Consider the following 14,278-nt stretch of genomic DNA (forward strand, 5'->3'; position numbering starts at 1 on the left):
CTTGCGATTATGGCTGTTACATTTCCTTTAGGGAGTCACAGGGATTTCAATAGAGAACGGTGCACGAATTTGATCAGGGTAAGAGTATATTTCCATTGTCAGATTTCCTTTGGCTGCGGCTCCATTTTTAATGACAACTCTTGCTTCAAAGACGGAAGGGCTCCAACCTACTTCATTAATGTCGAAAGGGTTTCCTTTGCTATCCTCGATATTGGTAAATGATAGCCCTGAAGTAGCATTTTGAGCGTCTGCAATTGAAAACTCGAGGATGAGATTTTTGCCCTGGACCGTGCTTTGCAGCAATTTCAAACTCGAGGGGCCACCTTGTATTTCACCTGAGGATGGATCGATGCTGATAACCAGTTCGTCCTTATCCACTGCTGAAAGACCAGACCCCTGCAGCGTCAGTTTTTTCGGAGTGGAGAAGTACATGCTCTCGAAAAAGACAGAACTTCCAGAGCCTCCGATGGAGGAGGAATCCGTTCGCCATGCTCGGCCTTGCTCATCTACCAATTGCAAATCACGAATTCCGAAGATTTTTTTGGTGTTGTTCCGATCATATTCGATATCAAGTACAAGGCGAGTGGGATACAGAACGGCCTGTTTTACATGAATACGCTGCCCGTCCACGGTCATTGTTTGGTTTACGGGAATGATTTTTTTCATGCCTTTCGTTAAGCTGCGATCCACTGGGAAAGTGACCTTCCACTTATTATTCGGTTCCTGACCTCGTTCCTTAAATACAACGGTCAGTTCTTGTGGCGGTAAAGACTCTGTGAATGAGACATCGATTTTATCCTCATAAATGCCACTTTCTGAAGCCGGCGTAGGAGAGAAGTAGCTAAACGCAACAGGCAGCTTTTTTCCATCCCTATCAAGCAAATCGATGTCATATCGACTCTTCTCCAGATCTTTCATGCCTTTCATTGTGTAAAAAATGACCATGCGTGACTCGTCTGTGATAATGCTGTCCACGGTCACCGAAGCTCCATCATGCTCATCGGTCACACCAACCTTCTGCAAGAGGGATTGATCGATAGCCATCATTAACCCTTTGTCCTGGCGAATCATACTGACGATGCCCTCCATGCCTGGCAGTTGCTCCACAAAGGACGCAAAAGCGGGGGAGACGCGGATACATCCCGTAAACACGAGGATGATTGCGGCTGCAGATATGGAGCTCATATACCAGCGCAGCAGGGACTTGCGCTTGCGCGCAGCCTGACGAATTCCAGCCTGAACAGCCTGATATGCTTCGGCATCCGGTACAGACATGGCGTCGTATTCTGTTTTACGATCATTCAGACGCTGCTCAATGGCTTCAAATGGCTTCATTTCATCGCTCATGATGTTACATCTCCTTTCGTTTCAAGTTGGTCCCGGAGCTGCCTAAGTGCCCGGTGCAATCGGGATTTTACGGTTCCGGTCGGGACTTCTAGAATATCAGCGACCTCTGTTAAGGAGAAACCTTCGAAATAGCTTAGAATAATAATTGGTTTGCAATCCCGATCCAGCGCAGAGACGGCTGCGGCCAGATCAGGGTCTGCGGGCTGGTCCCAGCTGCTGGGTTCATGAATTTCGGTAACGTGGCTGAACCGGCTCTTGCGTTTGCGTTCGTCTGCACAGTAGTTCAGCAGAATGCGGATTAGCCAAGTGGCGAAATAGGAGGGTTCTTTTAAATTCTTGAGCTTTCGATAAGCTCTGTAGGTGCATTCCTGTATCGCTTCCAGCGCATCGCCCTCGTTGTGCAGATAGGCACAGGCGATCCGGTACAGTCGGCTCTGATGCATCTCCATTAAGGCTGCAAAAGCCTCGGCATCCCCTTTTTGTGCGGCGATGGTCAGTTGAGCAGGGGTCACATGGCTCCTCCTTTCATGGATGTTGTTGCGTATTAGACCGTGCAAAGGGCCAAACGGTTCTTGATTTTGGAAAAAAAGTTATGTATACACGTACTGAGACTACCACAAAGAAGGAAATTGCGCAGAAAACTGAAAACAACCGCCAAGCTCCCCTAATGTTAGAGTGAGGAGTTCGGCGGTTGTTTTGCTTCATATGACTTGTCTGACCGTAATGAGATTCGTTTCTCCCGATTTCAATCTTCCGAATAAAGATGGAGTTTCTTCGCAACTTCCAGACCAGGCACCGCGAAACTAGCAAGCGGCGATGGCAGATCATCCAGCGGGAACCAACCGATCTCACCAATCGCTCCGCCTTCTTCGAGGTTACGAGCAACGCCGCCAATAACTCGAGTTGAGTAGAGGACGGAAATCCAATGTTCTTGTTTTTCAGGTCGGATCGTCTCTGCGGTGCAGAGCAGCTTGTCGATGACAATATCCAGATCGACTTCTTCCTTAATCTCCCGAATGACCGTCGTTTCAATGGATTCGTACGGGTCGACTTTGCCCCCAGGGATACTCCAGGTGTACTGTTCAGGCTGACGATTCCGCCAAACCAAAAGGACTTCATTACGTTCGTTGAGGATGACCGCTCCGACACCAATCCGAGGTTGGACAGGAGAGTTCTCAGTCCCTTTGGTGTTAAGTAAGGACAACGCAGATCCTTCGGCAGCGACCAATCGTGAGTCTGAGTGATCTTCGTTCTGTTTAGTTCCTTGGGCATGAGTGGACTGAAACGCGAGCGGAAGTTTTGTCTGCGTTGACCATTCTTCTGCAAGGATACTCATGGAGATCAGATCATAATGCGTGCCATCCCGTAGAACGGCAGAGCGCTGACGGCCTTCATCCCGAAATCCGGCTTTCAGATAGGCGCGCCTCGCAGCTTCATTGTATTCAATCACTTCCAGCGCAATCCGGTTCAGATTCAATTCATGGAATCCATAACGAATAATCAGGGCAAGAGCATCACTGCCGTATCCTTTACCCCGATCTTTGTCATCACCAATGCCAATGGCCAGGCGTGCAGAGCGGTTATTCCATTCGATTCGGTAGAGGGCCGTGAATCCGATGAACCGATTGTCCTCCAGTGTACGCAGTGCAAATTCAAAGCCGTTGTCTCTGCGAACTGCGGATGACCCCGTCTCATCCGGCGTTAGCGGAACAGCAATGTCGGTATCCAGATTACGCAAGTAATCATAACTGTCAGTGAAGCGGGAGAGCCGCATGCAGTCTTCTGGGCAAGGAGCGGCCAACCGGACTTTGGAGCCTTGAAAAGCATTTAAATGACGTGGAGCCATGTTGCACCTCTTTTATTGGATATGAAATCATACATTTTATCTCATTATACTACGAAACAGAGAGGATACCGAAAAAGGGCACAAGTAGGGGAGCATATCCTCCTGATTAGGAAAAGAAAAGCGACGCTAAATGCGTTTAATATAGATCAATATAATTCAATATAGATCATCTGGGTATTTCCGAATGTAGACAAAACAAAAAGCAGCCAAAGGGCTGCTCTACCATTCATTATTTCATATCCTGCAACAGGTTTTTCATTTTCTTGTAGTGCCCGCTGACCCGATCAACCATGTAGTTATACATAAGCTGATTCTCCGAGAGGTTCGCCATTTCCTTGTCAATATCAACGTTATTGTTGTTATTATTCATGGATGTTTCGTTGTTCTCGACAATACGGTAGTTTACGATGGAGTCATTGGGATTACTGACCGGAAAGTGTTTTTCATGAGTCCGCTTCATATCGAGCTGATCTGTTTTGCCATTCTCAATGATACGTCTAAGTTCTTCCTCAAACTCCACCGATTTCTTTTTGTAATTGGGTGTGTCTGCATTGGCAATATTTTCAGTGGTAACCTTGTGCTGCGCGTTCAGCGCTTGTAACAGAGATTCATTGCGTCTGGAAGTGTTCGTTTCAATCAACGGCTCAGTCTCCTTCAATGGAAAATGCAATTGCTTTCATCATAAAAAAATGAGCTGCTGCCTGTCAAGTTAGGCAAAAGAAAAGGACAAGCGCATGGCGGAGGTTTCATTACGAAATCCTACCTTTATGACATCTTATCCTTGTTCCAGTCCGTATGAATCAGTCCTCACGAATCAGCAATTAAGAAGGACGATTGATGTTTTTGCCATAATAAATCTCATCCATCTCCAGCTTCAACCACTCCGTAATTTCCTGTTGCTCGGCCTTGCTCAGTTTATCTTTGGTATAACCAAACAGATAATTATCGAGATCGAATTCTTTCAGTTTACACTTGGTGTGAAAAATGTTCTCCTGATAGACGTTCACGTCAATCATGTCGAAGCTGCTCTTGATCTCATCCGGAATGTAATTCTGGATTGAGCCGATCTCATGATCAATGAACAGCTTGCGTCCACTCGTATCCCGTGTAAAGCCACGTACCCGGTAATCCATCGTCATGATATCCGTATCGAACGAGTGGATCAGATAGTTCAGTGCCTTTAGCGGCGAGATTTCACCGCAGGTAGAGACGTCAATATCTGCCCGGAACGTACTGATGCCTTCGCTCGGGTGGAATTCGGGGTACGTATGAACGGTAATATGGCTTTTGTCGAGCTGCATGACGACATTATCGGGCAGAGGGCCTGGAGATTCATCGAAGGATTCTTCAGGGATCTCCACAATGGGGCCTTCCGAGACAAGCATCGTCACACTTGCGCCCTGGGGAACATAGTCCTGTTGGGCGACATTCAGCACATGGGCACCGATAATGTCAGACACGTTGTTCAGGATTTTGCTCAACCGGGCCGCATTATATTGTTCATCAATATATTCAATGTAAGCTTCGCGCTCATCTTTGGTTTTCGTATAACAGATATCGTACATATTGAAACTCAGCGACTTGGTCAGGTTGTTGAATCCATGCAGTTGAATGCGCTGCTCTGGCGTTAATGTCATGGTTGCAGTTCCCCTTTGTCCCATACGACATGGTAATCGCAGTTTTACTACTACTTATACCCAACCTACCGCCAAAAAAAACATATGTACGTCATTCTTTGCTACTCCAGTCGTGCGCAGATCAGAATGAAGAATCTTCATAATCCCCAACATCGTTCATCCGTTCATCTTCGGCGACCGATTGGATATCCTCTGAGGTGACGCTGATGATCGTATAATCTTCATTCTGCTGTTTTTTGACCGCTTTTTCCTTAATAAAACGGGGACTTCCATCCCCGGCATCTTCATCATACACGAGCAGGAGACCGTCGCTTTTGCGCAGCAGTAAGTCATCCCGCGCAGTAAACTGCCACGGGCCGATATACGGCTGATGACTAATCGCACCATAATAGTCCACACCTTGCAGAATGGAGCGATAATATTCCTGTTTGTCTTCCTTCCATTGTTCCTCGGGATTCTGAAAAGCGGTAATGATGGACAGCTTCAGATCCGGGAACGTCTTTTTCAGCTCAAGCACCACTTCGCAGGCCCACAGGTCTACACCGTATTGGCCCGGTGTCAGCACCCATTCCAGCCCGTCTTCGACCAGGGGCGTAAGACGGGAGGAGATCGCCTTTTTGATGAAAGGAATTCCCTCATGCTTCTGTCCAAAGATCTGTAGTTCATGTGCGCGATAACCGGTAATCAGCAAGTTTTTCAGTATCGCTTCCTCCTTTCAGGCGTGGTCAGTCCATCGGCCAGTTCCGGCACCGAGGCTTGTCCAGAATCGGCTGAAATCGCTGAGTCAGCAATGCCTGTTCTTTGAATCATCCCGTTAGTTCGCTGGTGGAGCATCCGTACGGAATGGATAGAGGAACTGTTTCGGAATGTCGGTCTCAAATCTCATCAACTCACCCGACGTTGGATGGATGAACGAGAGAACTCGTGCATGCAGTCCCAGGCGACCCAGTGTTTTGGTATGAGCACCGTATTTTTTGTCGCCTGCGATGGGATGGCCCAGATCTTCCATATGCACACGAATCTGGTTTTTGCGTCCCGTTTCCAGACGGACTTCCAGCAAGGAGAACTCGCGGTTCGACTGTAGACGTTTGTAGTGAGTAATGGCATGTTGTCCATCATTCGGGCGAGAACTAGAATACATTTTGAGCGTTTTGGTTTCTTTCAACCATGAGGAAATGGTGCCCTCTTCTTTCGCAACGGCGCCTTCCACAAGGGCAATATACAAACGTTCCTGTACATTCTCTTTCCAGTTGTCCTGCAGCTTCTGCTGCACTTCTTCACTCTTGGCAAACATCATGACACCTGAAGTGTCGCGGTCCAGACGATGGACAATAAATATTCGGTTCAGCGCGTCGGTACGGCGAACATGCTCGGTCAACTGGCGATAAGCGGTAAGATCATCACTTTTGTCAGCGGCAATGGATAGCAGTCCGGCTTCCTTGCGAATGACGATGATATCATCGTCTTCATGCAAAATGTTAATGCCCGTCAGGGAAGGAGCGGCAACTGCGCCTTCTTTGCTGATCGTTACGATTTGCCCTGGCGTCAGCTCCAGATTAAACTTGGTCACCACTTTCTGATCAACGGAAACCTGACCACGACCCAGAATGGATTTGACCGCATTCCGGCCGGACTTCAAGTGCTTCAGCAAGAAGTTGAGCAGCTCATCCGGTTCAGTAACCTTGTATGGGCGTGGTGGTTCTTGCTTGCGATAATAGGAATTGCCCGAGCGTTTGGCTGCTTTGGGTTTGGGTGCTCCGGCCTTCTTGGGAGCCGCGGAGGATTTGGCGGCTACTGGCTTCTTCGCCGCTCCTGCATTGCGTGATGCGGATGGTCCTGATGATTTGGCGGAAGTAAAAGTGGACCGACCAGACCGTGCTGTGGACGAACCTGCGGATGCTTTCCCCTTGGCCGATGTATTGCCTGTTGGGCGTTTACGTTTATTCATAAATAGTAATCTCCTTCTGAACAGCCTGTACCGCTTGTGTGCATACGATCCGTTCATTTCGTTATGCAGTTCAATATACCATTAACCGAGGGCAAATAAAAATAGGTGGATGGAATCTGTTACCCATCCAGTCCAAAGAGAGTCGAGATTCATAGAATAACGTATCCCATAGCATTGGAGGTGTTACTCATGGGTGTGTTTCTCGATATGAGAAGTTCGATGAACTCGGGATTCGTAGGACAGCCGGGTTTGTCCCTGTCTCCTTCGCCGGAAGCGTTTGGCTCCATTGGTCTGCAGACCCTTGGTGTCCCAAACCCCATTATCACCTTGAATGGCACGGTTGGCGTTACTGGAGAAGTGGGGGATACGTTCGTTGTTGAACTTGTACGGGGCAGTGTTTACGATCCGTTCTTTGTAATCTATCGCGCCGAAGGTACAGTAGGTCAGAACGGTGGCGCTGAATTTCATTCGTTCACTGCACAGGATCTGTCCGCACCGCCTGCACTGGAAAGTGTGTATACCTCGTTTATTTCAGGGGTATCCACATCGGTACGAACCGGACCCGAAGTGTTCTATGGTATTGCAGCCACCAATTGGTTCCTGTGAACAGAAGGTTCAACAGGAAGAGTGTTATCATATGGCATCTTATGATGAACAGACAAAAATCCCGGCTCCAAGGAGTCCGGGATTTTTTGTTGTAGTATCCACTTTTACAAACTAGTTGGCGCGGCCTTTCAAAATGATGTTGTTGGCTTTGCCGAAGTCGATGGCGACTTTGCCCGCAAGTGCCGCTGTCCGCTCCGCAAGGACAACCGCGTTTACGCCACAGGAGAAGAGAGCTACATCGAAGGTATCCTGATTCGTTTGAATCCATTGCAGTGTTTCCTGCATCTGATCCCAGCTGTCGAACCGCAGCGCAGCTGTAATATTCAGGTGATACGGCTCCTGAACGAGCATGGCCCGCAGCTGTTCAATCTCGCGGGTAACGAGCAGTATTCGCTTGCCTGCGAGCATACTCCAGAAGCGGGGCACCTGCGCGAGTTCCCGATTGACACAGGCATGGCAAGTCAGTGCCGGAGAAATGCCGAAATGCGCGAACACCGTGTCGGTCAGCTGTCTTTTGAGATGCTCCGGGGCTTTGATGGTACTGTCCCCGTGTGGAAGAACGCCTACGATATTCGCCCGTTGTAAGGAAGCGGCTACCTCATCCCGGAGCTGCAGATTGGGTAGACGCAGTCCTTTTTGACCCAGATTGGCCTTGATGGCCCAACGCTCTTGCAGAACCTGCTCCGTGGTCCAGACCGTTTCCTGGGACATGACGATATTCTCCCCATCGCCCACACGGACCAGAGAGAAAGGACGCTGCTCTCTCACAGCGGCTTCAAGTTGATCCAGCACACCATCCATTTCAAGATAGATTGCATTCATTCTGGTATAAGGCCCCCTTTGAAAATTCAATTGCTCTATTCTATGTTGCGGATTCGACTACGTATTGTGCGTTCGACCCGCAGGGCGCATCTTCGGGTATATATCAATCTACTTCCGGTACAGGTGAGCGCTGGCGGGCTTATGTAAAAGCTGATTTATGGAAGAACACGTGCAAGTGTCCGGACCGGTTCTATTATTTTTTCATACGTTATAGAGTCGGCTGGATTGACTAGAGCTTCTGTATGGCAGCTTCAAGCAGACAGAGGCCGTTTTTGGCGTGGAAAGGGCTGCAAAGACTATGAAAATAGTCTGACTGAATTGAAAGAAGATCACAGAATGAATGAGGAGGAAGGGTATGTCCAGAAGAGTGGTTATTGAGATTAACTTCAACAATTATGGGATGGACCCGCAGCGGCTGACGAGAGAGTGGTTGGAGCGGCGGGTGGGTATTTTTCGTAGATTCACCTTGCATTGCCTTAAGGCCCAGACGAATCAGGATTTCCTGACCGTGGTGAAGCTGTCCAAGGAATCCGGGGAACTGATGCAAGAGATTCTGGCCGAACAGGAGCCAATGCCTTCCAATATCCGTTTTGGAACAAATATCGAAAGTGTGCGTGCCATTCTGGCTTTTGCCGAGGGAGCAGAGGATATCTATATTGCCCGACTGGATTCGGATGATCTGTATCACAAGACGTTTGTTCAACAGCTCTATGATGTGCAGCCGCAGCCCGGAACGATGGCACTCATTAATCAGAATGGATATCTGTGGGACAGCGTGAATCATGAGATGGCACCAGCGTTCCATCGTTCCCCGCAGTTCTATGTCTACCTATATAAAACGGCGGAGTATGCAGCAGGATACCGGGTGAAGCTGCCGGGCCGAGGAACACATGGCAATGTCATTGAGCTTCCGCATGAGCTGCTAGCTCCGCGCAATTACGTGAATATTGTGCATTCCAGCAATACTTCCATCAAAAAAGTACCGCCCAAAGATCGGTTAAACCGGGAAGAGATGGCTGCGGTATTACGCGAATTCATGATCTGAACAAGGAGGGATTCAACCATGATTAAAGGACAAACGATTCTGATCACCGGAGGAACAGGCTCCTGGGGACAAAAACTGACCGAGGTACTGCTGGAGCAGAATCCAGCCGAGATTCGGATTCTCTCGCGTAATGAGTACGCCCAGATTGCGATGCAACGGGATTTCGGTCATGATGCACGTTTGCGTTTTGTCATCGGGGACATTCGCGACTATCGTGCTGTGGAGGAAGCCTGTCGTGGGGTGGATGTTCTCTTCCATCTGGCTGCACTGAAGCATGTTCCGGTATGCGAGGATCAGCCGGATGAAGCATTCAAGACCAACGTCATCGGCACGCAGAATATTATTCGCGCTGCGATTCGTATGCAGGTTGCCAAAGTCATTGACGTGTCCACCGACAAGGCGGTAGATCCGATTAACGTTTATGGTATGACCAAGGCTCTGGGTGAGAAGATGATGATTCGTGCCAATGGACTGAGCGAGTCCACCCGTTTTGTGTGTATTCGTGGGGGGAATGTGCTCGGAACCAGCGGCAGCGTTGTTCCATTGTTCCGTCGTCAGATTGATGAAGGCAAGAGCCTGACCATTACGGACAAAGGCATGACCCGCTTTTTCCTGACGCGAACGGAGGCCATCCATTTGTTATTGAAGGCGTCTGAGGCATCAGTGGGCGGTGAGACGTTTGTGATGAAAATGAAATCCTGCAAGATGACAGATCTGGCGTCGGTCATGTTGGAACAGGCAGGTCGTCCGGCTCACGATTATAAAGTAACCGGGATTCGTCCAGGCGAAAAATTGCATGAAGTACTCATTTCTCCATTCGAGGCACCACGTACCTACAAATATGACGAGCAATATTATGTGATTTTGCCACAAGAACCGGACAAAAGCCTGACAGATCCGTATAGTGGTCTGCCTCGTGTGACCTTTTCCGAGTATCGTTCGGATAGCGCGATGATGAACCGGTCAGCGATTGCCCAATTTTTGCGTGCAGGCGGCTTTATCGATTAATAGAAGGGAGGCGGACCGTTTGGAGGTGGAAGGAATGGTAGAGAGCAGCAAGCACGAAGGAAATAAGGAAACACAGGAACGTACCACGCTTCAAAACATAAACAACCGCTCCCTGAAAGCTGCCGTCATTGGTCTCGGGTATGTTGGGTTACCCATGGCGGTGGAGATGGCGCAGGCTGGATATCAGGTGCACGGAATTGACATCGATGGTGCGAAGGTGGCTAAGCTGCGTGCCGGGAAATCGTATGTGATCGGCATTGAGGATAAGGTGGTGCAATCCCTTGCTCAGGCCGGGTTGTTCATGGTAGGCACGGATTTCACAGCAGTGGCGCAGGCCGATGTCATAGTTATCTGTGTGCCTACGCCTTTGACCGCCGAGCATCAGCCGGACATTTCATTTATCGCTGCAGCGGTGGATGGCATAACGCCTTATCTTCAGGAGGGCAGCCTTGTCATATTGGAAAGTACCACATATCCTGGCACCACCGAAGAGCGTGTGAAGCATCCGATCGAAGCTGCGAAAGGGTGGAAAGTAGGACAGCAGTTCCATGTCTGTTATTCTCCAGAGCGGGTAGATCCCGGAAGTGTGCATTACGGGGTGAAAAATACACCGAAGATTATTGGCGGCTCCACGCCGTCCTGTCTGTCTTATGGAAAAGCATTCTACGGTTCGTTCCTGAACGAAATCGTTCCCGTTAGTTCAACGACAGTGGCGGAGACGGCAAAGTTGTTCGAAAATACGTTTCGCAGCGTGAACATCGCGCTCGTGAACGAACTGACACCTGCCTGTGAGCAAATGGGCGTGAACATCTGGGAGGTGCTGGACGCTGCGGCAACCAAGCCGTTCGGTTATATGCCGTTCTATCCGGGTCCGGGTATTGGTGGACACTGTATTCCAATTGACCCGATCTATCTGTCCTGGGCCGCTGGCCGTCAGGGATCGGAACTGCAATTCATTTCGCTTGCAGATGCGACCAATCGGCAAATGCCGGAAAGAGTCGTCAAGCGTGCCGCCGAGCTGCTCGAACAGAACGGTTCATCGATGCAGGGAGCCCGAATTGTGCTGGCGGGTATGGCGTACAAAAAAGATATCGACGACTTGCGTGAATCGCCAGCGCTGGATGTCTATAGACTGCTTCGTGAAGCAGGGGCAGACGTGGTCTTCACCGATCCTATGGTGCCTGTGTTCCGCAAGGATGATGGCACGGTTGCTCATGCTCAACCAGCATCACCAGCATTGTGGGCCGGGGCTGATCTGGTCATGATTACGACGGATCATACGGGATTCGATTATCAGGAGATGGCGGATCATGCCAAGCTGATCTTCGATACACGTAATGCCACAGCCGGATGTGTCGGTGGAAATATAGTGGTGCTTGGACAGCCGACTCGGCCGGATGTGAGCCCTGAAAGCTTGAGGGAAACGTCAGGAGGCAGCCATGGCGAATCATGATCGGGTAAGTGAGCGTTATTATGGCGAGATCAATTCGGAGGAATCGCATGAAGCCACACGTACCCGCATTCACTGGATGTGCCGGGAAGCGACAGGTAAACGAATTCTGGATATTGGATGCAGCCAGGGCATCACCTCCATTTTGCTGGCACGGGAAGGCTTTCGGGTAACGGGGATTGATCTGGAAGAAGAGAGCATTCGGTATGCCAAGCAAGAGCTGGCGAAGGAATCGAAGCCGGTACAGGATAAAGTGGATTTTCGTATGCTGGATATTACCCAGTGGAAAGGCAGAACACCGTTCGATACGGTGCTGCTGGGTGAAGTGCTGGAGCATTTTGCCCATCCCGAAACGTTGTTAATGAATATTCATCGCCTTTTGCATGAAAAAGGGACGCTGGTCGTCACAGTTCCTTACGGGTATCATCCGTTCTACGATCACAAGCAGACATTCTACGCCGGGAACCTGGCGATGTGCCTGATGCCTTATTTTGAAGTATTGAAGCTGGAAATTCATCATAAATATCTATGTTGCGTGGCACGCAGGCGGCGGGAAACGCAGCTGCATGTCTCACCTACCACAAGCCAACTGACGGAGTGGATGAAGCTGGATCATGTACATTTTGCCGCCGTGGAACAGAATCACCTTCGTCTGATGAATCAACGCAAAAAGGCGTTGGACAATGCGGTGGAGCAGGTTAAACGTCTGCGTCGTCAGGAGACTGGGGAAGGGTAGCAGATAAGGCTGAGAAGAAAAAAACTGCAATACGCGTAAGACAGGAAGGGGCTTAAACCGTGATCACCATCAGTCTGTGTATGATTGTGAAGAACGAACAACGCACGCTTGCTCGCTGTCTCGACTCGGTCGCCGGCATCGTGGACGAGATCGTTATTGTAGATACCGGTTCATCTGACCGTACGAAAGAGATAGCCGCGCAATACACCGACCGGGTCTACACGTATGAGTGGAAGGACGATTTTGCTGCAGCGCGGAATTATTCTTTCGACCAGGCCACGCAGGAATATATCCTGTGGCTGGATGCGGATGATGTGCTGCTGCCCGCGGAACGGGCGAAGCTTGAAAGGTTGAAGCAGCAGCTGCCGTCCGGCGGTGAGACGGCGGCTGTGATCTTGGGCTATACGCTGGCCGAGGGGCCGGAGGGAAGTCCGCTCGTGACGGACCGACGGTTGCGCCTCGTTAAGCGGGAAGCGGGGTGCCGCTGGCATGGCCGGCTGCACGAGCAGTTAGGCTTCCCACAGAGCGGTGTCATTACGGCAGACATTGCCGTCACGCACCGCCGCGAAGCGGGCCATCATTCGGCGCGAAACGTGCGCATTCTGCGCAAATGGATCGCCGAAGAGGGCGCAGCCCAGGGACGCCTGCTGTTCTATTATGCAGGCGAATGTTATGACCGCCGGCGTTATGCGGCGGCGGTTCGGGCGTATGCGAAGCTGCTGCTGGAGCCGAGCGGCTATCGCGAGGATCGGCTCATCGCCTGCGCGCGGCTGGCGGAATGTTATGAACGGCTTGGCGAGCCGGGGCGAAAGCTGGGTGCGCTGCTGCAATCATTTCAATTCGACCTGCCGCATGCTGACTTCTGCTGCGCCATCGCTGCCTGCTTCCAGGAGCGGCAGGAGCTAGTCTCCGCCATCTACTGGTATATGCAAGCGCTCGATGTCAGCAGTCGCGATCCAGGTCTACGTCCCGTGCCTGCGGCATGCCGCACTTGGCTACCACACGCCAGGATATCCCTTTGTTACGCTCACATGGGAAACTGGGAGCAGGCGCTTCTGCATAACAGCAAAGCAAGAGAGTATCTGCCGAATGACCCCGGCCTGCTCGCCAATCGGCTGAAGCTTGAAGCGGTGTTGAGTAAGGTGAACAGCGGCTTGGAAGAGAAAGAGAAAGAGAAAGAGAAAGAGAAAGAGAAAGAGAAAGAGAAAGAGAAAGAGTAGTGTTGATCCTTTCTAGAGGTGGAACAAGAGCAGCCCCGCTTGCCGTGAGAGTCGGCGAGCGGGGCTGCTTATTTGTGTTTTTATTTTTCGGGTGCTAGACACCGAATGTACTGGCCCTTCGTACGCAGGCTTTGGCATGCCCAGCCCCAACCGTCATAGATTTCTTCATCGATGTTTAGCGTAATGGTTTCATCTACATACTCATTCCAGTTTTCGATTCGGAGGGTATTTTCACTTTTCCATTCCAGATGGTCATGTCCGTGGTACTCGGCGCGATATATGTTTTTTACGATAGAATCATTCGGATCATTCGTTTTTTTCACATCCACCCAGATTGTGACTCCACCTGCCGCACCACCATAGGGCACACCGTAAATCTCGGCGGTATATTCTCCGTTTCTTGAAGGCATGGAGTAGCTCAGATCTCCTTGTTCGGATCGATCAAACGTGGAGAAGTAAGGGCGAAGCCAGAAATAGAGGAATACCGCGGCGAACAGCACAAAAATCAATATTGAAAGTGCAGTGAATATCGGGTGTCGGCGTATCCATAGTTTGCGTGGCTTTGTCATCGATGAATTGGTAGCTTGAGGATTCTGGTCCATATGCTTTGATC

At 50.1% G+C, this 14,278-nt stretch carries 15 protein-coding genes and 1 pseudogene; 6 read left to right on the forward strand and 10 right to left on the reverse strand.

Features of this window, described 5'->3' with window-relative positions; translation table 11 throughout:
• Positions 1-27: 27 nt before the first annotated feature.
• The 8 genes and pseudogenes from BLS14_RS18255 to BLS14_RS18285 all read right to left on the reverse strand — a co-directional run bounded on the left by BLS14_RS18255 (position 28) and on the right by BLS14_RS18285 (position 6,778).
• Complete coding sequence (locus BLS14_RS18255) at positions 28-1,347, reverse strand: DUF4179 domain-containing protein (RefSeq protein WP_090953253.1); 1,320 nt, start codon at positions 1,345-1,347, stop codon at positions 28-30.
• Positions 1,344-1,859: an RNA polymerase sigma factor gene (locus tag BLS14_RS18260; RefSeq protein WP_090953255.1), complete on the reverse strand. Its 516-nt coding sequence runs from the start codon at positions 1,857-1,859 to the stop codon at positions 1,344-1,346. The genes BLS14_RS18255 and BLS14_RS18260 overlap by 4 nt, the downstream gene beginning before the upstream one ends.
• A 233-nt stretch (positions 1,860-2,092) precedes the next feature.
• Positions 2,093-2,500, reverse strand: a complete 408-nt coding sequence (locus tag BLS14_RS18265; RefSeq protein ID WP_256336572.1) for an NUDIX domain-containing protein — start codon at positions 2,498-2,500, stop codon at positions 2,093-2,095.
• Between the two features lie 201 nt (positions 2,501-2,701).
• Positions 2,702-3,193 (reverse strand): annotated as a pseudogene (locus BLS14_RS32650) (GNAT family N-acetyltransferase); the annotation flags it as partial.
• 229 nt (positions 3,194-3,422) lie between these two features.
• The gene (flgB, locus tag BLS14_RS18270; protein WP_079695340.1) at positions 3,423-3,833 is read right to left on the reverse strand and encodes a flagellar basal body rod protein FlgB; all 411 of its coding nucleotides are present in this window, start codon (positions 3,831-3,833) and stop codon (positions 3,423-3,425) included.
• A gap of 181 nt (positions 3,834-4,014) precedes the next feature.
• Entirely contained in the window at positions 4,015-4,830 is an 816-nt protein-coding gene (speD, locus tag BLS14_RS18275) for an adenosylmethionine decarboxylase (protein ID WP_064639879.1), read from the reverse strand.
• Between the two features lie 121 nt (positions 4,831-4,951).
• A complete protein-coding gene (locus tag BLS14_RS18280) occupies positions 4,952-5,530 on the reverse strand; it encodes an SLOG family protein (RefSeq protein WP_072734237.1) in 579 nt (192 codons plus the stop codon).
• Between the two features lie 114 nt (positions 5,531-5,644).
• Positions 5,645-6,778, reverse strand: a complete 1,134-nt coding sequence (locus BLS14_RS18285) for an RluA family pseudouridine synthase (protein WP_063564345.1) — start codon at positions 6,776-6,778, stop codon at positions 5,645-5,647.
• 189 nt (positions 6,779-6,967) lie between these two features.
• Between BLS14_RS18285 and BLS14_RS18290 the strand changes: the two genes are divergently transcribed.
• Positions 6,968-7,384 carry a hypothetical protein gene (locus BLS14_RS18290; RefSeq protein ID WP_063564344.1) on the forward strand — a complete coding sequence of 139 codons (417 nt, stop codon included), beginning with the start codon at positions 6,968-6,970 and terminating at the stop codon, positions 7,382-7,384.
• 111 nt (positions 7,385-7,495) lie between these two features.
• Here BLS14_RS18290 and BLS14_RS18295 read toward each other — a convergent pair whose 3' ends face one another.
• Entirely contained in the window at positions 7,496-8,206 is a 711-nt protein-coding gene (locus BLS14_RS18295) for a GT-D fold domain-containing glycosyltransferase (RefSeq protein ID WP_079695341.1), read from the reverse strand.
• A gap of 355 nt (positions 8,207-8,561) precedes the next feature.
• Here BLS14_RS18295 and BLS14_RS18300 point away from each other — a divergent pair, with 355 nt between their 5' ends.
• The 5 genes from BLS14_RS18300 (at position 8,562) to BLS14_RS18320 (ending at position 13,665) form a co-directional block, all read left to right on the forward strand.
• Positions 8,562-9,251, forward strand: coding sequence for a glycosyltransferase (locus BLS14_RS18300; RefSeq protein ID WP_063568332.1), 690 nt, complete (start codon positions 8,562-8,564; stop codon positions 9,249-9,251).
• Positions 9,252-9,269: 18 nt separating this feature from the next.
• On the forward strand, positions 9,270-10,259 hold the full coding sequence (locus tag BLS14_RS18305; protein ID WP_063568331.1) for a polysaccharide biosynthesis protein: 990 nt from the start codon (positions 9,270-9,272) through the stop codon (positions 10,257-10,259).
• 25 nt (positions 10,260-10,284) lie between these two features.
• Positions 10,285-11,712, forward strand: a complete 1,428-nt coding sequence (locus BLS14_RS18310; protein WP_256336574.1) for a nucleotide sugar dehydrogenase — start codon at positions 10,285-10,287, stop codon at positions 11,710-11,712.
• The gene (locus BLS14_RS18315) at positions 11,699-12,445 is read left to right on the forward strand and encodes a class I SAM-dependent methyltransferase (protein WP_063568330.1); all 747 of its coding nucleotides are present in this window, start codon (positions 11,699-11,701) and stop codon (positions 12,443-12,445) included. The genes BLS14_RS18310 and BLS14_RS18315 overlap by 14 nt, the downstream gene beginning before the upstream one ends.
• 80 nt (positions 12,446-12,525) lie before the next feature.
• Complete coding sequence (locus BLS14_RS18320) at positions 12,526-13,665, forward strand: glycosyltransferase family 2 protein (protein ID WP_090953408.1); 1,140 nt, start codon at positions 12,526-12,528, stop codon at positions 13,663-13,665.
• Positions 13,666-13,745: 80 nt separating this feature from the next.
• Here the strand turns inward: BLS14_RS18320 and BLS14_RS18325 are convergent, their stop codons facing one another.
• Positions 13,746-14,267 carry a DUF5412 family protein gene (locus BLS14_RS18325; RefSeq protein WP_090953257.1) on the reverse strand — a complete coding sequence of 174 codons (522 nt, stop codon included), beginning with the start codon at positions 14,265-14,267 and terminating at the stop codon, positions 13,746-13,748.
• Between the last annotated feature and the right edge of the window lie 11 nt (positions 14,268-14,278).

Source organism: Paenibacillus sp. OK060, assembly GCF_900101205.1.
GTDB lineage: Bacteria > Bacillota > Bacilli > Paenibacillales > Paenibacillaceae > Paenibacillus > Paenibacillus marchantiae.